Below are 19,875 nucleotides of genomic sequence, written 5' to 3'. Positions count from 1 at the left end.
CCGGTGGGCGCGGCGCCCGCGACGGGCGGAAGTAACGGCCCCTCCTCCGTCGAGGCGCCACCCCCGTCGAGCCCCGCGAACCGGGCACCGCGCCCGATGCGCCGCCTGGCGGGCCGGGGCACCGGCACCCGCGGTGACGGAACCCGCGCGATGCCCGCGGCCGCGGCTTCGGAACCGGCATCCATCCCGCCGCCCCTGGGCCGCGCCACCGCCCGTTCACCGAACCAGCCCCGGGGCGCCTCGGGCCCCAACGCCGCGATACGGGACCGCAGTTCGGCACAGCGCGCGGTCGCCCGGGTGAGGTCGTCGTGGATCCAGGGCAGCTCGTCGGGGGCCGCGCCCGGGAGGCGGTCGGCCGCGTACGCCTGTTCGCGCAGCATCTGGGCGAGCCGGTCGCGCAGGGCCTCCCGGCCGCCGGGCCTGCTGTCACACGCGACGGCAGCCGCGGAGTGCAGCGCCCGCGCCCGTACGATCTCGTGCTCCACCGCCTGCGCCCCGTGCGCCGGAGCGAGATCCTGGAGCAGCGACTCGACCACGTCCCACGGCGGGATCTCGCGGCCGTCGAGACAGGCCGCCATGCCGCCGGGATCGCGCTGCCGGAAGACCCCGTACCACCCGCCGGAGCAGTCGAGCAGACCCGTCAGTCTGCTCAGGTATCGCACGAACACCCCTATGTCCACAGGGAGTTGATTCACCGTCATAGCGCATTGCCCCCAACCGCCGACTGAACCCCCACGGTCCGTGGGCATTCGATACCCGCCGTATTGCGCACGTGTTACGCAGAGGTCTTCCTCGCGATACCGGCGCATGGCCGTCCGTCGAACGGCGTGGTGAACGCAGATGTCGTGCGCCCCCTGAGAAGTACGTCACGCTCCCCCGAGCGGCGGTCAGACCTTGGCGCCCGGGTTCTCCGCGTGCGTCAGCGTCTCCCAGGCCACGAACAGGTCGTCCGTGCCCGCCGGGCGCTGCCGTTCGGCCAGTTTCTCGGTCTCGGGCAGCTTCAGCTTCATCCGGTTGCGCAGATGGTTGAGCGCGACCTCCACATCGGGCCCCATGGTGCGCTCCACCTTGCCGCCGCACAGCCAGGGCGGCGCGGCCTCGCCCAACTGGTAGCGGGCATGGAACTCCAGGGCGGCCCGCAGCCGCTGCGCCATGGGCCCGTACAGGTCGACGCCCTGCTGCCAGGCGGTCTCGGCGATGTGCGCGGAGGCGGCCAGCGAGTACCCGATGTGCATCAGGTTGCGACAGGTCTCCTGGCCGAGCCCGTCGGCGTAGGTGCGCTGCCCGAACCAGTACGCGGCGAGCTTGTCCGGGGTGTTCATGGTGCCGCCCGGGGGCGCCTTCGGGAGCTTGCCGTCCGAGCTCAGGTAGAAGTACGCGGGGACCCGGGCGCGATAGCGGGCCAGCGACTCGGCGAAGAGCTCGCGGTCCTCCAGGAAGACCGCGATCCCGATGGCCGCGTCGGTCATCGCCAGCTCCCAATTCCCGTTGTAGTCAGGGACTTTGGCGGTGACGGCGGGCAGGTACGCCTTGCGCACCATCCACTTGAACCGCTGCACGTCCGCGCCCGGCCACTTCGGATACCCCGCGTGCACGATGTCGGCGGCCCGCGCCCAGGACGAGCCCGCCCAGGCCGTCTGGAGGCCCGCGTTGCCCTCGGTGTGCCCCTTCATCACCTTCGACCAGCCGTCCATGATCTCGACGGCCTTACGGACGTGCGCCTCGTTGCCGTTGACGGTCCACAGCAGCGCCTGGGTGTACGCGGCGATGGCGTCCTCGCGCTCGGCGAGACAGGACGGCGGCCCGGCGTTGGGCGGACACGGGACGACGTCGGCGGGGTGGGCGGTGTAGTCGAGCGAGCCGTACTTGCTGGTCCGCATCTTCTCGTACGCGGTCCGCCATGGCTCCTGCCCCGCCCGCACCCTCGTCCGTACGGTGTCGAGCTGGCTCCGCCCGACGACGACCCCGGGGTGGTGGAAGGCGGTCACCGCGTCCTCGTCGCCCGCCGCGGCGGAGAGCCGGTTGGCGGGAGCGCAGGCGGCGAGCGCGAGGGCACCGGTCAGGACGAAGGCGGCGAGGCGGCGGATACGCGGCGGCGTGAACACGCTTCCACGGTGGCGCCGGGCGACGGCGCCCGCAGGATCTGTTAGGCCGGGAGGAGGCTGCAGTGCCCGGCGACCTCGTCGAGCGAGAGCCCGAGCACACCGGCGAGGGCGGCCACGGTGAAGAACGCCGGGGTCGGGGCGCGACCCGTCTCGATCTTGCGCAGCGTCTCGGCGGAGAGCCCGGCGGCCGCGGCGACCTCGGTCATGCTGCGCCCGTCCCGAGCGCCCCGCAACAACCGCCCAAGCCGCTCGCCGCGTTCACGCTCTTCGGGGGTGAGTGGGGTACGGACCATGGGAGTGAGTCTAGGCCCTACCCCATGAATCCCGCCCGGCGTCCAGCGTGCTTCAGTGCCCCATAGGGGCGCGGGGAACTGCGCGACAAGCCACGCACGGTCTGCAGACGACGGCCGCACCGCAGCCGACAAAGGGGCGCGGGGAACTGCGCGACCAGCCCCCACCGGCCCGCAGCCAAACGACCACACCCCCAGGCATCACGCAGTGTCCGCACCCTCCGCCGACCACCCCGGCACCTGAACCCGCAACGTCAGATCCCGCCGATGAACCTCCGCACCACACTCCCGACACACGATCTCAGGATCAAGATCGGCCCCACACGAGTGCTCCCACACAACAGGCGGCACATCCGCCAGATGCCGATCCCCCCACCGCATCAGCATCAGCAGCACCGGCCGAAGCTCCTGCCCCGCCGCGGTGGCGCGGTACTCGTACCGGGCGGGCCGGTCGTGGTACAGCACCTTCTCCAGGACCCCCGCGTCCACGAGCCGCCGCAGCCGCGCGGTGAGGATGTCGCGCGGGGCGCCCACGTTCCGCGCGATCGCGTCGAAGCGGTGGACGCCGAAGAAGACCTCGCGGAGCACGAGCAGCGCGTACTTCTCCCCCACGACACCGAGCGCGTCGGCGATCGAGCAGGGCCGGGAGTTCTTCTGCGACGTCGTCATGCCTCCACCGTAAGCCAGATACGGAAGTGCATTGGATTTTCCAACCCATAGAGCTACAGTGAATCCAGTTTTCCAACCTACTCGCGAGTAGCGCGACCGGAACGAGCCGAGGAGCACGCCATGCGTGACGCCGTGATCGTGGAAGCCGTCCGTACCCCGATAGGAAAGGGGAAGCCGAACGGGGCGCTGGCCCAGACGCACCCTGTCGAACTGCTCGCCCACACCCTGCGCGCCCTCGTCGAGCGCAGCGGCGTCGACCCGGCGCTGGTCGACGACGTGATCGGCGGGACCGTCGACCAGGTCGGCGAGCAGGCGATGAACACCACCCGCTACGCCTGGCTCTCCGCCGGGTTCCCGGACAGCGTCCCCGCCACCACCGTGGACCGCCAGTGCGGCTCCTCCCAGCAGGCCGTGCACTTCGCCGCACAGGGCGTCATGTCGGGCACGTACGACCTGGTCGTGGCGTGCGGGGTGGAGTCGATGAGCCGGGTGCCGATGTGGTCGAACGTGCCGCCCGGTGCCGATCCGTTCGGGCCGGGCGTCGCCGCCCGCTTCCCGGAGGGCCTGGTTCCGCAGGGCATCAGCGCGGAGCTGATCGCCGCGAAGTGGTCGATCGGGCGCGAGCAGATGGACCAGTTCGCCACCGAGTCGCACCAGAAGGCGGCCCGGGCCTGGGACGAGGGCCTCTTCCACGCCGAGACGATGCCGATCGCCGGGCTCACCCGCGACGAGTCGATCCGCCCCGCGACGACCCCGGAGGTCCTCGCCGGCCTCAAGCCGTCCTTCGTGGACCCGGACTTCGCCGAGCGGTTCCCGCAGATCGACTGGTCGGTGACGGCGGGCAACAGCAGCCCCACCAACGACGGCGCCTCCGCCGTGCTGATCACCTCCAGCGAGACGGCCGCCCGGCTCGGACTGCGCCCGCTCGCGCGGCTGCACAGCTTCGCCGTCACCGGCTCCGACCCCATCCTGATGCTGACCGGCGTCATCCCGGCCACGGAGAAGGTATTGCGCAAGGCGGGGCTGACCCTGGGTGACATCGACCTGTTCGAGGTCAACGAGGCGTTCGCGAGCGTGGTGCTCGCCTGGCAGCAGGAGACGGGCGCCGATCCCGCCAAGGTCAACGTGCACGGCGGCGCGATCTCGCTGGGCCACCCGCTCGGCGCCAGCGGCACCCGTCTGATGACGACGCTGGTGCACGCGATGCGGCTGCGCGGGTCCCGTTACGCGCTGCAGACCATGTGCGAGGCGGGCGGACTCGCCAACGCCACGATTCTGGAAGCCCTCTGACGCACCCTCACTTCGGTACGACCATTTCGTACGAACCGGACGACCGCCTCCGTACGCGTATCCCTGCGCTGCCGTGCGCACGCGATCGGACCGGTATAGTAATTGGAATGGTAGAGATCAAGACCGATATCCAGATGGACGCGATGCGCGAGGCCGGGCGGGTCGTCGCCCGGGCACTTGCGGCGGCACGGGACGCGGCCGGCGTCGGCGTCAGCCTGCTCGAACTCGACACGGCGGCCCATGAGGTGCTGAGCGCGGCGGGCGCGTCCTCGCCGTTCCTCGGCTATCACCCCGAGTTCGCGCCGGTCCCGTTCCCGGCCGTCGCGTGCATATCCGTCAACGACGCGATCGTGCACGGCATCCCGAACAGCTACCGGCTGCGCGACGGCGACCTGGTCAGCGTCGACTTCGGCGCGATCCTGGACGGCTGGGTCGGCGACTCGGCGATCAGCTTCACGGTCGGCAATGCGCGGCCCGAGGACGTACGGCTGGTCTCCACTGCGTACGAGGCGTTGGAGGCGGGGATCGCTGCCGCCCGGGTCGGCAACCGTATCGGCGACATCGCGCACGCGATCGGCAAGGTGTGCCGGGGGGCGGGGTACGGGATTCCGGACGGGTTCGGCGGCCATGGCATCGGGCGCCATATGCACGAGGACCCGGGGGTCCCGAACGAGGGGCGCCGGGGGCGGGGGATGGTGCTGCGGCACGGGATGGTTCTGGCGATCGAGCCGATGCTGATTGCCGACGGGACGGACGACTACTACCCCGCGCCGGACGGCTGGACCCTGCGTACGGTCACGGGCGTGCGGGCCGCGCACGCCGAGCACACGGTGGCCATCACGGACTCCGGTCCGCGGATTCTGACGCAGGTCTGAACGGAAGTCCCTTACCCGCGGACCGTGCGTGGCTGGTCCCGCCGTTCCCCACGCCCCTTACGGGGCGCGGGTGAATGACAAACCGTTCGGGCCACCCACACCACCCCCACGGTGGCTGGTCCGTACCTGTCGCGGAACGTGACCTTCTGGTGCCATGGACCTGCCAACCCCCCACAGGAGAAGCGGGCTGGCGACATGACCTGAAGGGAGCGTCATGTTCAACGCACTGGCCATCGGCGGCGCGGCCGCCGTCATGCTGGCCGCCCCGCTCAGCACCTCCCAGCACCCGTCCGGCTGGGGCACCCCGCCGCCCGACAAGATCGTGATCGACCTCGTGACCGTCAACGGCTCGGGGTGTCCGGCGGGCACCGCAGCCGTCGCCGTGTCGCCGGACAACACCGCGTTCACCGTCACCTACAGCAACTATCTCGCGCAGGTCGGCAAGGGCGCCTCGCCCACCGACCTCCGCAAGAACTGCCAGCTCGCGCTGAACGTCCACGTACCGCAGGGCTTCACCTACGCGATCGCGTCGGCCGACTACCGCGGCTTCGCCCATCTGGAGAACGGCGCGACCGCGCAGGAGAGAGCGAACTACTACTTCCAGGGCATGTCGCAGACGGCCTACATAGCGCACCCGTTCAAGGGTCCGCTCGACGACGACTGGCAGACCAACGACACCACGGACGTGGCGGCCCTGGTCTACAAGCCCTGCGGCGAGGAGCGCTATCTGAACATCAACACCGAGCTGCGGGCCGGCGTCGGCACCTCCGACCCGGTCAACACCACCAGCTTCATCAGCATGGACTCCACGGACGCCAGCATCACCACCGTCTACCACTTCTCGTGGAAGGCGTGCCCGGTGGCCTAGCGAGCCACCCCCGCACCACACGTGTGCGGACCGCCCATCACGCGGCGGTCCGCACACGCCCCGCACCCACGCCTAGTTGTTCGCCAGGAACTCCTTGGCCAGCTGGTCCCCCAGGGCCACCGCCACACTGTGGCTCTCGATCGGCTTGACCTGGGTGTTCTTGAACAGGATGTACGTGACACCGGAGGCCGCGCCGCCGGTGGCCGGGTTGGGGTTCATCCCGAGCGCCTTGGCGGTGGCGTACGACGCCTCGCCGATGATCTTCGACGGACCGGTGTCGCCCACCACCGCGTACTCGACCTTGTCCTTGTAGATGACGGCGACCACACCGCCGCCCTTGATGCCCGCCGCGCTGTAGTTCCAGATGGAGCTGGAGCTGGGCACGACGACGTACGGCAGTTTCTCCGCGCTCAGCGCCCTGCCGTCGGACTGGTGGAACGCGGTGTCGCCCTGGAACCACGGGTCGGTGGTGTGGTTGCAGGCGGTGGTGGTCTGGCCGTCGCAGTCGACGTCGAGGTCGGCCTTCCAGAAGACGGCGCCGTTCTTGCCGCACACCGGAATGGTCGCAGCCGTCTCGTTGTCGGTCTTGTACTTGCCGTGGGAGATCTGCGAACAGGTCGTCACCTTGGACAGCAGGTCGGCGGCGCTGACCGTGCCTTCCCCGGTACGAGTGGGGGCGTCGGCGGCGCGCGCCGCCGGGAGGGCCGCGGTGGCGAGCAGGGCGGCGCCGGAGGCGGCGGCGAGGGCGAGTGTTCGGGTGCGCACGTGGGGGACCCTTCTGTTAGGAAAGTTTCCTTACCTGACGCGCACCATCTGACCCGTTTGCATGAGCGCGTCAACCCCACCCGCATCACATGGAACGCGGCCCCCGTCCGTAGTCGGACGAGGGCCGCGCCCCCTTCACCCGCCCGGCGGACGGGTTATGACGATTAATCACCCGGCCGGGCGCACCACCATCGCCGAGCCGCCGCCGCGCCGGACCTTCTCGGCGGCCGCGACCCAGCGGCCGTCCGCCAGCCGTTCCACCCCGGTCGCCGCGCCGATCTCCGGGTTGAGCGTGAACGCCTGCCCCAGCGCCTGGAGTTGGGTTTTGAGCGGGCTGTTGAAGAGCGCGGGTTCCAGTTCGGTCGTCGCCGCGTTGCGCTGGCTGGCGCGCGGGGCGGCGATCGCGTCCACCAGCGGCAGATGCCGGTCGAGCCGGTTGATCAGCGACTGGAGCACGGTGGTGATGATGGTCGCGCCGCCCGGCGAGCCGAGCGCGAGGACCGGGCGGCCGTGCCCGTCGAGCACGATCGTCGGCGACATCGAGGAGCGCGGCCGCTTGCCGGGGCCGGGCAGGTTCGGGTCGTGGACGGCCGGGTTGGCCGGGGCGAACGAGAAGTCGGTGAGCTCGTTGTTGAGCAGGAAGCCCCGCCCCGGCACCGTGATGCCGCTGCCACCGGTCTGCTCGATGGTGAGCGTGTACGAGACGATGTTGCCCCACTTGTCGGCCACCGTCAGATGCGTGGTGTTCTCGCCCTCGTACGTGGTGGGCGACGCCTGGCCCGAGGTGGCGCACGACGCCGGGTGGCGGGGGTCGCCGGGTGCCAGCGGGCTGGTGAGCGCCTTGGTGTCGCTGATCAGACAGGCGCGCGAGTCGGCGAACTTCTGCGAGAGCAGGCCCTTGGTCGGCACGTCCTCGAACGCCGGGTCGCCGACCCAGCGGCCCCGGTCCGCGAACGCGACCCGGCTCGCCTCGATGTAGTGGTGCAGATACTGCACCTCGGACGCCTTGGAGAGGTCGGTGTGCTCCAGGATGTTGAGCGCCTCGCCGACCGTGGTGCCACCGGACGAGGAGGGCGCCATGCTGTACACGTTCAGCCCCCGGTAGCCCACCTTCGTCGGGGCCTGCCGCTTCACCTCGTACGACCGCAGGTCCTTCGCGGTGAGGTCGCCCGGACGCGCCACCCGCTTGGAGCCGGGGGCGACCGGGGGCTTGCGGACGGTTCTCACGATGTCCCGGCCGAGGTCGCCGCCATAGATCGCGTCGACGCCCTTGCGGCCCAACTCCTCGTAGGTGCGCGCGAGATCGGGGTTCTTCAGCTTCGAGCCGACCGCCGGCAACTGGCTGCCCGGCAGGAAGAGCTTGGCGGTGGCGGGGAAGTCGGCGAACCGGGCCTGGTTGTCGGCGGTCTGCTGGCGGAACGTGGAGTCGACGGTGAATCCGTCGCGCGCCAGGCGCTCGGCGGGCTTGAGCAGCCGGCTCAGCGGCTTGGAGCCCCAGGCGTCGAGCGCCGCGTCCCAGGTGGCCGCGGTGCCGGGGGTGCCGACGCTGAGCCCGCTGGTCACCGCGTCCGGGAACGCCAGCGGCTTGCCGTTCTCCAGGAACAGCGAGGAGGTGGCGGAGTGCGGGGCGGTCTCGCGGCCGTCGAGGGTGTGCACGGTGCGGGACTTGGCGTCGTAGTAGACGAAGTACCCGCCGCCGCCGATGCCCGACGAGTACGGCTCGGTGACGCCGAGGGCGGCGGCCGTGGCGACGGCGGCGTCCACCGCGTTGCCGCCGTGCTTGAGGACGTCGATACCGGCGGCGGTGGCGTCCACGTCGACGCTGGCGACCGCGCCTCCGTACCCCACCGCCTCCGGCGCCTTCACCGGCGGTGGCGCGGTGCCCGGCGGGGCGGCCGCGACCGAGGCCGCCACGGCCGCGGCGACGGCCAGTACCGAGAGACTGCGGACGGCGGAGCGACGCATGCGTACCTCCTGGGTGTGAACGTCCGCGCAGCGTAACGCCGCCCCGGGCGCCGCGTCAGGACCGCGACCGACGCGACACGAACATGACATCCAACGCCCGCTAACATGCCCGCTCATGAACGACGACGTACGCAATATCGTGCTGGGTGTGGTCGCGGCGGGCGTCAGCGCCTCGCTGGGCTGGCTCACCCGTACCTACCTCTGGAAACGCAAACTCCGCCGCAAGCAGACCTTCTTCGGCCTGCCCGACCACTCCGAGTGCCTGCTGGTGGTCAACCGGGACGCGGGGGCCGAGGGCGCCGTGCACCGGTTCGACGTGTTCGCGCTGCTCGAACTCTCCTCGCTCATCAAGGACTGCGGGGCGCACGCCCAGATAGTCCAGCACGACATGACCCAGCAGGGCTTCGGCGAGCGCACGGAGTTCTGTCTCGGGGGGCCGTACTCAAACAGGCGGATGGCCGCGCATCTGGCCTCCCTGCTGCCCGGCGTCTCGATGAACGTGGACACCGAACCCGGCCCGGACCGGGGCTCGTTCACGATCGGCAGCGAGCGCTACCGGGTGGAGGGCGGGGTCGCCGAGTACGTCATCCTCGCCCGGGTCACCGCCGGGCAGAACGGCCGGCCCGTCTTCCTCTTCTGCGGCCAGCGCGCCATCACCAACCAGGCCGCCACCCGCTATCTCGCCCGCAACCACGAGAAGCTGGCCCGCAAGCACGGCAACGGCTCCTTCTGCCTGCTCCTGAAGGTCGTCAACTCGCTCGCCTACGGCCCGGACGTGGTGGAGGTCGTCGCGGACGTCACCCGCGCCGCCCTCGCTCCCGCCCCTCCAGTCCGCACCTCGCACCGGGCGGCGGGCTGAGGTCATCTCCCGTACAGGGGAAGCGACTTCACCCCGTTGATGAAGTTGGAGACCAGCCTGCGCGGCGGTCCGGCCAGGGCGAGCTCGGGGAACAGGCGCAGTGCCTCCTCGTGCAGTACGCGCAGTTGGAGCCGGGCGAAGTGGGCGCCCAGGCAGACGTGGGGGCCGTCACCGAAGGAGACATGGGGGTTGGGGGTGCGGGCGAGGTCCAGGCGGTGGGGTGCGGTGAAGACCCGCTCGTCGTGGTTGGCGGAGGCGTGGAAGACGACGACCTTGCCCCCGGCCCTGATCCGCTGCCCGGCGAGGACCGTGTCCACGGCGGCGGTGCGGCGGAAGGTGAGGACCGGCGGGTGCCACCGCAGGAGTTCGTCGACGGCGGTGTCGAGCGCCACCTCGCCCGCCCGCAGTGCGCGCCGCTGGTCCGGGTGCTCGGCGAGTGCCAGGAAGCCGCCGGGCGCGGCGCTGCGTACGGTGTCGTTGCCCGCCACGGTCAGCAGGAAGAAGAACATCTCCAGCTCGGCGTCCCGCAGTTCACAGTGCGCCAGCGAGGTCATGATGTCGTCGGCGGGCTCGCGCCGCTTGTACGCGGCGAGCTCCTGGGCGTACGCGAACATCTCGCGCAGCATCGCGGGCGAGCGCGGGTTGACCGGCCGCCCGTCGGGGCCGAGGACCGGCGGCTCGTCCGGGTCCTGGTAGCCGATGACCCGCTCGGTCCACTCCAGGAGCAGCCCCCGGTCGGTGCCCGGTACCCCGAGCAGATCGGCGAGGTTGAGCAGCGCGTAGTCGTCGGTGACGTCGGTGACCAGGTCGAACACCCCGCCCTCGGCTCCGTCCCGGGCCGCCGTGAGGAGGGTGCGCGCCCGGGCCCGTACCGCCGTCTCGAAGCGGTCGATGCGCCCGGGCGTGAAGGCGCGGCTCACCAGGCGCCGCAGCCTGCCGTGGTCATGGGTGTCCGCCGCGCTCGCACCGCGTCGAGGGTCCTGGTTGAGCATCATGCGCCGGATGAACGGCAGGTCGTCGGGGGCGGGGTCGCGGATCTGGGTGGCGCCGAGCGCGGAGGAGTACGTGGCCGCGTCCTTGAGTACCCGTACGACGTCGGCGTGGCGGGTGACCGCCCAGAAGCCGGGCCCGGCGGGCCAGCCGAGCACCTCGTACTCCTCCTGCCACGCCACCGGATGCCGCTCGCGCAGCTCCCGGTAGTCGTCGTACGGCGGTCCGGCCGCGTACCGGCGCGGGTCGAAGACATCCGGCAGATCACTCATCGCACCAAGGTGACGCGGGCGGGCGCCGCCCACAAGACCACCCGCCCACGGCGGCATCCGGGCCTCAGAACGGGCAGCTCGCGGGGCCCAGTTTCCCGTCGTTGCCCATCACCGTCACCGTGACGTGCTCGTCCGGGGACACCGTGTGCGACGCCGTGCACACCAGTTGCTCCCGGGCGAGGGCCGAGAAGTCGAGCACGGCCCGCTCCATCCGGATCGTCATGCTCGCGCCGTCCTTGCCGATGCCCAGCCCGCCGTAGTAGTGGGGCAGTTCGGTGTCGAGCCCCGCGTCCTTCTCGGCCTCGGTGGGGCCGTTCAGGAGCAGCATGACGGCATGGCCCGGCACTCGGGCCTCGGCCCGGACCACCGGCAGCAGTCCGTTCGGGCCCTTGAAGTACAAGGTGGTGCCGTCGGGGCCGGCCGGAGCCACCTTCGCGAAGGCCGGGTCGCCCACCTCGACGACATCGGTGGAGCGGATACCGCACCCGGCCACCAGGAGCAGCGCCGGGAACAGCAGGGCGGCACGTCCGCGTCTCATGACGGCTCCTCCTCCCCCGGCGGCCGCAACGGCAGTTCGACGGTGAACACCGCGCCCCCGTCGGGCCCGTTCGCCGCCCGGACCGTACCACCGTGCAGCCGTACGTTCTCCAGGGTGATCGCGAGCCCGAGCCCGCTGCCCGCCGAGCGGGTGCGGGCGGCGTCGGCCTTGTAGAACCGGTCGAAGATGTGCGGCAGCACGGCCGGGGCGATCCCGGGGCCGCCGTCCGTCACCTCGGTCACCAGCCGGTCGCGGTCGGCGCGCAGCGTCACCCGGACCGGGGCGGTGCCGTGCCGCAGCGCGTTGCCGACGAGGTTGGCGACGACGATGTCGAAGCGCCTGGGGTCGAGCATCGCCCGTATCCCGTGCGGCAGTTCGGCCCCCACCTGCTCCTCCCAGCGCCGGTTCTGGAGGGTCTTGCGGATCGTCTCGGCGACGTCGACCTCGTCGAGGTTGAGCTCGGCGGCCTTGGCGTCGAAGCGGGAGATCTCCATCAGGTCCTCGACGAGGGTGGCGAGTTTGCCGGTCTCGGCGGAGACGAGTCGGACCGCGGCCGCCGTGTCGGGGTCGAGCCGGTCGGCGTCCTCGTCCAGGACCTCGGTGACGGCGAGCATCCCGGCGAGCGGGGTGCGCAGCTCGTGCGAGACGTCGGAGGCGAACCTGCGGGCCCGGGCCTCGGCCTTCTGGAGCTCCTCGACGGACCGCTCCAGCGCCTCGGCCGACTCGTTGAACGTCCAGGCCAGATCGGCGAGTTCGTCCGATCCCTTCACCTCGATACGGGTGTCCAGGCGGCCCTTGCCCATGCTGCTGGCGGCCCGCCGCAGATCGCGGACCGGCCGCAGCACGCTGCGGGCGGCGAGCAGCGCGGGCACCAGGGCGACGGCGAGCGCGGGCAGCGCGCCGTCGCGGGCAGCGGTGACCATCGCCTGGACGTTCCCCTCCTCGGTGCTGAGCGGCATCACCGCGTACACCGTGATCCCGGTGGGCTGCGCCCGATCCTGCCCCGCCACGCCGAGCATCACCGGCATACCGACAGTGAGCCAGGGCTGGCCGTCCTTGACCACCCGCTGGAAGGCGCCGTGAGGATTGGCGCGGGCACGGCGGCGCAGGTCGTCGGTGAGGACGCCGGACGTGGTCTGGCTGACGTTGGAGGCGCGCAGCGTGCCGTACTCGGCGAACACGTACCAGGGGTGCGGCTTGCCCTGGCGGCCCACGGCGAGGCTGAGTTCGCGCAGCGAGGTGCGGGTCATCGGCAGCTTGACCGTCTGGGCGCCGATCTGGTCGCGCAGCTGGGCGACCGCCGTGTCCTGGGCCTGCTGGAGGATGGCCGAGCGCGCCTCCTGGTAGATCAGGGTCGCGGTGGTGCCCGCGGCGATGGCGGCGACCAGCAAGAACGCGGCGATCAGCCGGGCCCGCAGCCCGAGCCGCCCGGCCCGCCTGAGCCTGCGTATCCGGAAGGGACCGGTCACTGCAGGGGGCCGAAGCGGTAGCCGAAGCCGCGCACGGTCTGGATGTAGAGCGGGCTGCCGGGCACGTCCTCGATCTTGTGCCGCAGCCGCCGTACACAGGCGTCGACGAGCCGGGCATCGCCGTGGTAGCTGTGCTCCCACACCGATTCGAGCAGCTGCTGGCGGCTGAAGACCTGCTCGGGCGAGGCGGCGAGATGCAGCAGCAGCTTCAGCTCGGAGGGCGCGAGCGCCACCCGCTCGCCGGACTTGGCGGCGGTCAGACCGGCCCGGTCCAGGGCGAGTTCGCCGTGGAACTCCAGGCCGGGCCGCCCGCCCGGGTCCGCGAGCCGACGCAGTACGGCCCGGATGCGCGCCTCGATGACCTCGGTGCGGGCGGGCTTGACGATGTAGTCGTCCGCGCCCGCCTCCAGGCCGACCACCACGTCGAAGTCGTCGCCGCGCGCGGTGAGCATGATGATCGGCAGCTGGCTGGTCTCGCGTATCTTCCGGCAGACCTGTACGCCGTTGATACCGGGCAGCATCAGGTCGAGCAGGACCAGTTCGGGCTGGAACGTCCTGAGCGCCGCCAGTCCGGCCTCGCCGGTCTCGGCGGCGCTCACCTCGTGGCCGCGCCTGCGCAGGCCCAGCTCGACCCCTTCCCGTACGGAGGGGTCGTCCTCGATGAGCAGCACGCGTGGCATGAAGATCAGTATCCCAGCAGTCTCGTAGGGCTCAGTTGACCCGGATGTCCCGGCAGTACCGGACCGCCTCAGCGGCCCCGGCCGCCCCGCAGTTTGCCGACCATGTCGTTGATGCCGTCGAGCCGCAGCGGGCGGGCGAGCAGCGCCACCGTCACCAGGAGCACCGCGGCACCGGCCCCGGCCGCCGCGAAGTCGCCGAGTCGGTCGGCCGCGCGGGCGGCCCCGTAACCGAGCAGGGCCGCGGGCGCGCAGCCGAGCAGCAGCCGGCCGTGGGCGCCAAGGGCGGGTGAGCGCAGCAGCCCGCCGCCGCCCAGCCTGCGGTTGAGGGTGTACGCGGTGACCGCGAGCCCGATGAACAGGGCGAGCGAGTACGCCCCGGCCATCCCCGTCACCGCCCAGCGCGCGGGCAGCACCACATAGGCGAGCGCCGAGAACCCGGCGTTGCACCCGGCGATGACCAGGTTCAGCAGGAACGGGGTGCGGGTGTCGCCCAGCGCGTAGAACCCGCGCGAGAGCACGTACTGCCCGGAGAAGGCGATCAGCCCCGGCGCGAACGCCTGCAGCATCCCCGCCATCACCGCCACGTCGTCGGGGCCGGTGCGCGCGTACCCGAAGACCGCGCCCATCACCCACGGCGCGAGCGCGAGCAGCGCGCACGCGGCCGGGACGATCATCGCGGCGCTGGTGCGAAGCCCGTAGGAGAGATCGCGCCGCACCGCCGCCGGGTCGTCGTCGGCGGCCGCCCGGCTCATCCTCGGCATCAGCGCGGTGAGCAGCGAGACGGTGACGATGCCGTGCGGCACCACCCACAGCTGATACGCGTTGGTGTACGCGGCATAGCCCGCGCCGCCCGCCACGCCCTCGGTGTGGGCATGCTGACCGGCCCGGGTGGAGAGCGTGGTGACCACCCAGTACGCGATCTGGTTGGTCAGCACCAGGAGCACCAGCCAGCCCGCCGAGCGCAGCGGGCGGGTGATGCCGCTGCCGCGCCAGTCGAAGCGGGGCCGCCAGCGGAACCGGGCCGCGCGCAGCGCCGGGACCAGGGCGAGCGCCTGGACGGCGATCCCGGCGGTGGTGCCCCAGCCGAGCAGCCGGGTGTCGGCGGCGCTCAGGGTGTTGCCCGCCGTGCCGGCGGTGGCGAGGTAGAGCCCGAACACCGCGATGACGACGACGTTGTTGAGGACCGGCGTCCACATCATCGCGCCGAACCGGCCGCGCGCGTTGAGGACTTGGCCCAGCAGCGTGAACAGGCCGTAGAAGAGGATCTGCGGCAGGCAGTAGCGGGCGAAGGCGAGGGTCAGGTCGGCCTGGGCGCCGGTGTAGTCGGTGTAGAGGCCGACGATGGCGGGCGCGGCCGCCACCGCCGCCGCCGTGATGACGACCAGGGCGGCGGTGCAGGCGGTGAGCAGCCGGTCGGTGTAGGCGGCGCCGCCGTCGCTGTGTTCCTTGGCGGCGCGGACCAGTTCAGGTACGAAGACCGCGTTGAGCGTGCCGCCGATGAGCAGGGTGTACAGGATGTTGGGGACGTTGTTGGCGACCGCGAAACCGTCACCGACGAGCCCGACGCCGAGGGCCGCCGCGACCACCGCCGAGCGCACGAACCCGGTGGCCCGCGACACGATCGAGCCGGCGGCCATCACGGCGCCGCTGCGCCCGACCGACGCCTTCGCCGCGTGCCGGGGCCCGGCCTTGGTCTGTGCGCTCACCGGCGGGCCAGATAGGCCTGGAACGCGCGGTACAGTGCGTGGTTGGCGGTGCCGTTCATCGGTGTCTCCCACTCCCCCAGCGTCTCGACGACCTGTCCGCCGGTGCCCAGTTTCCACCGCAGCAAACCGAAGGGGCGGTCGTCTGGATCAAGGGTCGAGGGTATCCCGCGCATGTCGTAGACCTCGGCGCCGAGCGCGTGGGCGTCCAGCAGCATCTGCCACTGGAGGGCGTTGCTGGGGCGCACCTCGCGGCGGTGGTCCGCGGAGGCACCGGTCTGGTACCAGACCCGCCGCCCCGTACTGATCATGGTGTGGGCGGCCAGGATCTCGCCCTGGTGGACGGCGAGATAGAGCCGCATACGGCCGGGCTGCTCGGCGTTGAGCACGGCGTACTGGCGCTGGTAGTACGCGAGGTCGCGGCCCAGCCGGAAGCCGTCGCGCTCCTCGGTGATCCGCAGCAGCCGGTAGAACTCGGGCAGATCGGCGGCGCCGCCGACCAGGACCTGGACGCCCGCCTTCTTGGCGGTGCGCACATTGCGGCGCCACTCCTGGTTGAGGCCGCTCCACAGCTGGTCGGGCGCACGGCCGGCCAGCGGCACCTGGAAGACGAAGCGCGGCTGGGCGTCCGCGTCCCCGTCGTCGTCCCCGCCGCACCGCTTCCAGCCGCGCGCCCGCAGCCGCTCGGCGACGGCGGTCCCGAGCGGGTCGACCTCGCTGGCGAGCACATCAGCGATCTTGCGGCCGGGACCGGTCGCCGACTTCAGCAGCGGCGCGTTCCAGCGCCGGTACGCGGGCGAGGGCCCGATCCGTACGGCGAAGGCGCCCGCCCGGCGCAGATGGCGCAGCAACGGGCCGAGCCAGCGGTCCATTTCGGGGTCGGCCCAGTCGGCGACGGGCCCCTCCGGCAGATAGGCGAAGTATTTCCGGGTGCCCGGGAATTGCCGGTAGAGAACGAGCGCAGCGCCCTTCAATTCCCCGTTGTCAAGGTACCAACCGACCCTTTCCGAGGACCATTGGTCCTTCACCTCGGCCCACGAGGGCTGCTGCAGAAAGCTCACGCCGCTTCGGGTCGCCAGAAAGGACCGGTACTCGGCGACGGTGAGGCCGCGCAGTTGCAGGTCCTGGTCACGGTCACCGGTCACCAGCAGTGCGGACACGCGTGTGGCCTCCCAAGTGCGCCCCGTCGTCGGTCCTGCGGGGATGCACAGGATGCTCACAGCGGTCCATGACCGGGCCGCGCGGCGAATGTGACGGGACGATGACCGTTCCTCTGCGGTCCTTGTCACATACGAAATCCCGAGATTTCCGGCGTTCTTCGCAACCTAAAGTCGAGCCGTCGACTCTCTCCTACGGAGAAGCATTGCTACGGGAGGTTTTCCAGTTGAGCCGCATACGCCGTCACACCCCGCTCGGCCGCTCGGTCCGTCTCGCCGCGATCGCGGGCACCGCGGTGCTGGCCGCCGCTCTGAGCGCCTGCTCGGGCAGCTCGGGCGGCTCCGGCGACGGCAAGGGGGGCGCCGACATGGCCGGCGCCAAGAAGGCCGAGATATCGGTGAATCTGACGGGGCAGCAGGCGAAGGCGGGGCAGCCGGTGACGGTGACCCTGGCCGCCGGGAAGCTCCAGCAGGTCACGGTCAGCGACGCCAAGGGCGGCAAGCTGACCGGGAAGGTGTCCGCCGACGCGAAGACGTGGACGTCGGACCGCAAGGCCGCGCCCGGCACTTCGTACACGGTCGAGGCGAAGGACGACAAGGGCTCGACCGCGAAGGCCGCCTTCGCGACCGCCGCGCCCGACAAGGTCAACAAGCTGACCATGGTGCCCGGCAAGGACTCGACGGTCGGCGTGGGCCAGCCGCTGTCGATCGTCTTCGACCACCCGGTGAAGAACAAGGCCGAGGTGGAGAAGCAGCTCAAGGTGACCACCTCGAACAACACCGAGGGCTCCTGGGGCTGGATGGAGGACTACTCGGGCAAGACGCGGGTCGACTGGCGGCCCAAGGAGTACTGGAAGAGCGGTACGAAGGTCACGCTCAACGCCGACCTCAACGGCGTGGACTCCGGCGGCGGTTGGTTCGTCCGCGACTACGCCACGAACGTCACCATCGGCAAGAACCAGGTCGTCAAGGTCGACATCGACAACCACCGCCTCAAGCTGTACCGCGACGACAAGCTGGTGAAGGACACCCCGGTGTCCGCCGGTACGCCCGGCGGCGAGAAGGGCTCGTGGCGCGGCAAGGCCGTCCTGATGGCGAAGGAGGGCACGATCAACATGAACTCCGAGACGGTCGGGCTCGGCGACGCGTACAACAAGATGGTCGACTACTCGATGCGGCTCACCTGGTCCGGGATGTACGCGCACGCCGCACCCTGGAACGCCGACTACTTCGGCAACACCAACCACAGCTCCGGCTGCATCGGCATGAGCGACGCCAACGCCAAGGACCTCTACGGCCAGGTGCAGGTCGGCGACCCGTTCGAGATCACCGGCGACGAGGCCAAGGGCACCCAGGCGCTCAACAACGGCTACGGCGAGTGGAATCTGAGCTGGGCGGACTGGCAGAAGAAGAGCGCCCTCAACGGCACCGCGGGCACCTCCGGTACCGCCAGCAGCTGACACCTCGTCCAACAATCGTTACCCACGTGTAACTTACTGATCGGTCAGCAACAACGTGAACGGGTCCGATCGTCACCCGTGTGGATGACATCAACCGCAACGGCGCGGCCATCATGCTCGCCAACGCGTGGGGCGACACGGTCAAGGAGAGCGGCACCCTCGTCGCGTACTTGTACGACGTGGGCCCGCTCGGCCTCGGCAAGCCGGTCACTGGTGGTGGACACCGTCGACCCGCTGTACATCGAGCACAACCCGACCGGCGCGCAGCTGACCTTCTCCTCGCCCGCGTCAGACCCGTCGTATCTGACGGTCCCTCTCCGCGAGGAGTGATCACCGGCTGCTGCCGGGTGGGCCTTGCCCCCTTGCCACTGCTCCCCCAGGGCCTTTCAGGGCCCTGGGCGGGGTCCCCCCGGCAGTAGCGTTCCTGGTTCGGCCGGGGCGACTTCCACGGCCTCCGTCTTGGGATTGCGCTTCTGTCTCCTGGCCATCCAGGTGGCGAACCAGGAGAGCAGCATGCACATCCCGATGTAGATCGGCGAGATCACCATCACCACGGGGATGAACGGCAAATCGTAGTCGAGATTCGATGCGATGAGCTTCCCCGCGTGCAGGAACTCCTCATAGGTGATCAGATAGCCCAGCGAGGTGTCCTTCAGCGCGACCACCAGCTGGCTGATGATCGTCGGCAGCATCGCCCGGATCCCCTGGGGGACCAGCACGTACGTCATGACCTGCGTCTTGCGCATCCCGAGCGAGAATGCCGCCTCCTTCTGGCCGCGTTCCACGGAGTTGACGCCGGAGCGGAACACCTCGGCGAGCACCGAGCCGTTGTAGAGGGTCAGTCCGGCCACCAGCGCCGGCAACGGCTGCACCTTCAGCGCCACGAAGATGAAGAAGATCATGACCAGTACGGGCATGGCGCGGAAGAACTCCACCAGCAGCGTGGCGAGCCAGCGAACGGGCCGGTGGTCGGAGAGCCGCCCGGTCGCGAGCACCGCGCCGAGCGCCAGCGAGAGCAGCGCCGCGAAGGCGAACGCCCGCAGCGTGTTGCCGAGCCCGCGCAGCAGCAGCCGCTGGATCCCCTTGTACTCGAAGGGTGTCCACTTGGCGGCGGTGAACTGGTTGGTGTCGAACAGGAGATAGATCACCCAGCCGACCAGGGCGAGGATCAGGACCGTCGAGAGAAGCCCGTAGAGCAGGTGCCGCTGACGGGTCCTCGGGCCCGGGATGTCGTAGAGGGCGGTGGCCTGCGTGGACAGCTGTGCGGTCATCGGGCGACTCCCCAGTGCTTCTCCATGAGGTTGAAGATCGCGCTGATGGTGAGGGTGATGATCAGGTATCCGACGGCGATCCAGAGGAACGTCCAGATGATGTTGTAGCCGAGCTCGCTGAGCGTCTTGTACGTGCCGAGCAGCTCGGTGACGCTGAACGCGCCCGCGATCGCCGAGTTCTTGGCGAGCGCGATGAGCGTGGAGCCGATCGGCGGGATCACCGAGCGGAACGCCTGCGGCAGCACCACGGCGTTGAGCGTCTGGCCGAACGTCATCCCGAGGCTGCGGGCCGCCTCGCCCTGGCCGGTGGGCACGGTGTTGATGCCGGAGCGCAGCGCCTCGCAGATGAACGCCGAGGTGTAGCAGCCGAGCGCGAGCACCGCGAACACCTTGAAGGGCAGCACCAGTCCGAAGCGCGGCAGACCGAGCAGCACCGCGAAGAAGAGCAGCGTGAGCGGGGTGTTGCGCAGCACGTTCACCCAGACCGTGCCCAGCGCCCGGAACGAGCCGACCGGCGAGACCCGGAACGAGGCCATCAGGAAGCCGAGCACCAGCGCCACGGCCGAGGCGTAGACCGTGAGCTCGACGGTGCCGAGGAAGCCCTTGCCGTACAGCGAGAAGTTCTTGGTCAGTACGTCCATGCGGGGCC

General features: G+C 70.7%; 18 protein-coding genes and 2 pseudogenes. 6 read left to right on the top strand and 14 right to left on the bottom strand.

Annotation, left to right across the window (positions count from 1 at the left end; all coding sequences use genetic code 11):
* From BG418_RS39420 to BG418_RS39405, 4 genes and pseudogenes are all read right to left on the bottom strand, one after another.
* Nucleotides 1–695: pseudogene (locus BG418_RS39420) on the bottom strand (hypothetical protein); the annotation flags it as partial.
* 192 nt (nt 696–887) lie between these two features.
* A complete protein-coding gene (locus BG418_RS39415; RefSeq protein ID WP_188278892.1) occupies nt 888–2,105 on the bottom strand; it encodes an alginate lyase family protein in 1,218 nt (405 codons plus the stop codon).
* Nucleotides 2,106–2,146: 41 nt separating this feature from the next.
* On the bottom strand, nt 2,147–2,398 hold the full coding sequence (locus tag BG418_RS39410; protein WP_188278891.1) for a helix-turn-helix domain-containing protein: 252 nt from the start codon (nt 2,396–2,398) through the stop codon (nt 2,147–2,149).
* A gap of 198 nt (nt 2,399–2,596) precedes the next feature.
* Nucleotides 2,597–3,064: a helix-turn-helix domain-containing protein gene (locus BG418_RS39405; RefSeq protein ID WP_188278890.1), complete on the bottom strand. Its 468-nt coding sequence runs from the start codon at nt 3,062–3,064 to the stop codon at nt 2,597–2,599.
* Nucleotides 3,065–3,184: 120 nt separating this feature from the next.
* Between BG418_RS39405 and BG418_RS39400 the strand changes: the two genes are divergently transcribed.
* From BG418_RS39400 to BG418_RS39390, 3 genes are all read left to right on the top strand, one after another.
* Entirely contained in the window at nt 3,185–4,354 is a 1,170-nt protein-coding gene (locus BG418_RS39400) for a thiolase family protein (RefSeq protein ID WP_188278889.1), read from the top strand.
* Nucleotides 4,355–4,461: 107 nt separating this feature from the next.
* Nucleotides 4,462–5,229: a type I methionyl aminopeptidase gene (gene map / locus BG418_RS39395; RefSeq protein WP_188278888.1), complete on the top strand. Its 768-nt coding sequence runs from the start codon at nt 4,462–4,464 to the stop codon at nt 5,227–5,229.
* Nucleotides 5,230–5,443: 214 nt separating this feature from the next.
* Nucleotides 5,444–6,097: a DUF4360 domain-containing protein gene (locus BG418_RS39390; protein WP_188278887.1), complete on the top strand. Its 654-nt coding sequence runs from the start codon at nt 5,444–5,446 to the stop codon at nt 6,095–6,097.
* 72 nt (nt 6,098–6,169) lie between these two features.
* Here BG418_RS39390 and BG418_RS39385 read toward each other — a convergent pair whose 3' ends face one another.
* Complete coding sequence (locus BG418_RS39385) at nt 6,170–6,862, bottom strand: glycoside hydrolase family 75 protein (protein WP_188278886.1); 693 nt, start codon at nt 6,860–6,862, stop codon at nt 6,170–6,172.
* A 168-nt stretch (nt 6,863–7,030) separates the two neighbouring features.
* Nucleotides 7,031–8,827 carry a gamma-glutamyltransferase gene (ggt, locus tag BG418_RS39380; protein ID WP_188278885.1) on the bottom strand — a complete coding sequence of 599 codons (1,797 nt, stop codon included), beginning with the start codon at nt 8,825–8,827 and terminating at the stop codon, nt 7,031–7,033.
* 115 nt (nt 8,828–8,942) lie between these two features.
* Here ggt and BG418_RS39375 point away from each other — a divergent pair, with 115 nt between their 5' ends.
* The gene (locus BG418_RS39375; protein WP_188278884.1) at nt 8,943–9,686 is read left to right on the top strand and encodes a hypothetical protein; all 744 of its coding nucleotides are present in this window, start codon (nt 8,943–8,945) and stop codon (nt 9,684–9,686) included.
* Between the two features lie 2 nt (nt 9,687–9,688).
* On the opposite strand, the gene BG418_RS39370 is transcribed toward BG418_RS39375, so the two are convergent.
* The 6 genes from BG418_RS39370 to BG418_RS39345 all read right to left on the bottom strand — a co-directional run bounded on the left by BG418_RS39370 (nt 9,689) and on the right by BG418_RS39345 (nt 16,498).
* Nucleotides 9,689–10,948, bottom strand: coding sequence for a cytochrome P450 (locus BG418_RS39370; protein WP_188278883.1), 1,260 nt, complete (start codon nt 10,946–10,948; stop codon nt 9,689–9,691).
* A gap of 64 nt (nt 10,949–11,012) precedes the next feature.
* Nucleotides 11,013–11,486, bottom strand: a complete 474-nt coding sequence (locus tag BG418_RS39365; protein WP_188278882.1) for a hypothetical protein — start codon at nt 11,484–11,486, stop codon at nt 11,013–11,015.
* The gene (locus BG418_RS39360; protein ID WP_317453909.1) at nt 11,483–12,955 is read right to left on the bottom strand and encodes a HAMP domain-containing sensor histidine kinase; all 1,473 of its coding nucleotides are present in this window, start codon (nt 12,953–12,955) and stop codon (nt 11,483–11,485) included. Before BG418_RS39360 ends, BG418_RS39365 begins: the two co-directional genes overlap by 4 nt.
* Nucleotides 12,952–13,635 (bottom strand): response regulator transcription factor, encoded by a 684-nt coding sequence (locus BG418_RS39355; RefSeq protein ID WP_188278881.1) that lies wholly within the window; start codon nt 13,633–13,635, stop codon nt 12,952–12,954. The genes BG418_RS39360 and BG418_RS39355 overlap by 4 nt, the downstream gene beginning before the upstream one ends.
* A gap of 68 nt (nt 13,636–13,703) precedes the next feature.
* Nucleotides 13,704–15,341, bottom strand: a complete 1,638-nt coding sequence (gene murJ / locus BG418_RS39350; protein ID WP_317453908.1) for a murein biosynthesis integral membrane protein MurJ — start codon at nt 15,339–15,341, stop codon at nt 13,704–13,706.
* Nucleotides 15,338–16,498, bottom strand: coding sequence for a lipid II:glycine glycyltransferase FemX (locus BG418_RS39345; protein WP_188278880.1), 1,161 nt, complete (start codon nt 16,496–16,498; stop codon nt 15,338–15,340). Before BG418_RS39345 ends, murJ begins: the two co-directional genes overlap by 4 nt.
* A gap of 224 nt (nt 16,499–16,722) precedes the next feature.
* Here BG418_RS39345 and BG418_RS39340 point away from each other — a divergent pair, with 224 nt between their 5' ends.
* On the top strand, nt 16,723–17,955 hold the full coding sequence (locus BG418_RS39340) for an Ig-like domain-containing protein (RefSeq protein WP_223186059.1): 1,233 nt from the start codon (nt 16,723–16,725) through the stop codon (nt 17,953–17,955).
* 143 nt (nt 17,956–18,098) lie between these two features.
* Nucleotides 18,099–18,285, top strand: a pseudogene (locus tag BG418_RS39335) (acyl esterase); the annotation flags it as partial.
* Nucleotides 18,286–18,341: 56 nt separating this feature from the next.
* Here BG418_RS39335 and BG418_RS39330 read toward each other — a convergent pair.
* Together BG418_RS39330 and BG418_RS39325 are read right to left on the bottom strand one after the other, a co-directional pair.
* Nucleotides 18,342–19,226, bottom strand: a complete 885-nt coding sequence (locus BG418_RS39330; protein WP_188278878.1) for an amino acid ABC transporter permease — start codon at nt 19,224–19,226, stop codon at nt 18,342–18,344.
* A complete protein-coding gene (locus BG418_RS39325; RefSeq protein ID WP_188278877.1) occupies nt 19,223–19,867 on the bottom strand; it encodes an amino acid ABC transporter permease in 645 nt (214 codons plus the stop codon). Before BG418_RS39325 ends, BG418_RS39330 begins: the two co-directional genes overlap by 4 nt.
* Between the last annotated feature and the right edge of the window lie 8 nt (nt 19,868–19,875).

It is taken from the genome of Streptomyces sp. CBMA152 (assembly GCF_014596475.1).
Taxonomy (GTDB): domain Bacteria; phylum Actinomycetota; class Actinomycetes; order Streptomycetales; family Streptomycetaceae; genus Streptomyces.
The sequence above is the reverse complement of the archived record's forward strand: the minus strand, read 5'-3'. Positions and strand labels throughout refer to the sequence as shown.

Bases quoted from the DNA above. Each gene is read 5' to 3' on its own strand.
- BG418_RS39375 (WP_188278884.1), top strand. From the start codon at position 8,943: ATGAACGACGACGTACGCAATATCGTGCTGGGTGTGGTCGCGGCGGGC.
- BG418_RS39400 (WP_188278889.1), top strand. From the start codon at position 3,185: ATGCGTGACGCCGTGATCGTGGAAGCCGTCCGTACCCCGATAGGAAAG.
- BG418_RS39330 (WP_188278878.1), bottom strand. From the start codon at position 19,226: ATGACCGCACAGCTGTCCACGCAGGCCACCGCCCTCTACGACATCCCG.
- map (WP_188278888.1), top strand. From the start codon at position 4,462: ATGGTAGAGATCAAGACCGATATCCAGATGGACGCGATGCGCGAGGCC.
- BG418_RS39410 (WP_188278891.1), bottom strand. From the start codon at position 2,398: ATGGTCCGTACCCCACTCACCCCCGAAGAGCGTGAACGCGGCGAGCGG.
- BG418_RS39390 (WP_188278887.1), top strand. From the start codon at position 5,444: ATGTTCAACGCACTGGCCATCGGCGGCGCGGCCGCCGTCATGCTGGCC.
- BG418_RS39325 (WP_188278877.1), bottom strand. From the start codon at position 19,867: ATGGACGTACTGACCAAGAACTTCTCGCTGTACGGCAAGGGCTTCCTC.
- BG418_RS39370 (WP_188278883.1), bottom strand. From the start codon at position 10,948: ATGAGTGATCTGCCGGATGTCTTCGACCCGCGCCGGTACGCGGCCGGA.
- BG418_RS39355 (WP_188278881.1), bottom strand. From the start codon at position 13,635: ATGCCACGCGTGCTGCTCATCGAGGACGACCCCTCCGTACGGGAAGGG.
- ggt (WP_188278885.1), bottom strand. From the start codon at position 8,827: ATGCGTCGCTCCGCCGTCCGCAGTCTCTCGGTACTGGCCGTCGCCGCG.
- BG418_RS39405 (WP_188278890.1), bottom strand. From the start codon at position 3,064: ATGACGACGTCGCAGAAGAACTCCCGGCCCTGCTCGATCGCCGACGCG.
- BG418_RS39365 (WP_188278882.1), bottom strand. From the start codon at position 11,486: ATGAGACGCGGACGTGCCGCCCTGCTGTTCCCGGCGCTGCTCCTGGTG.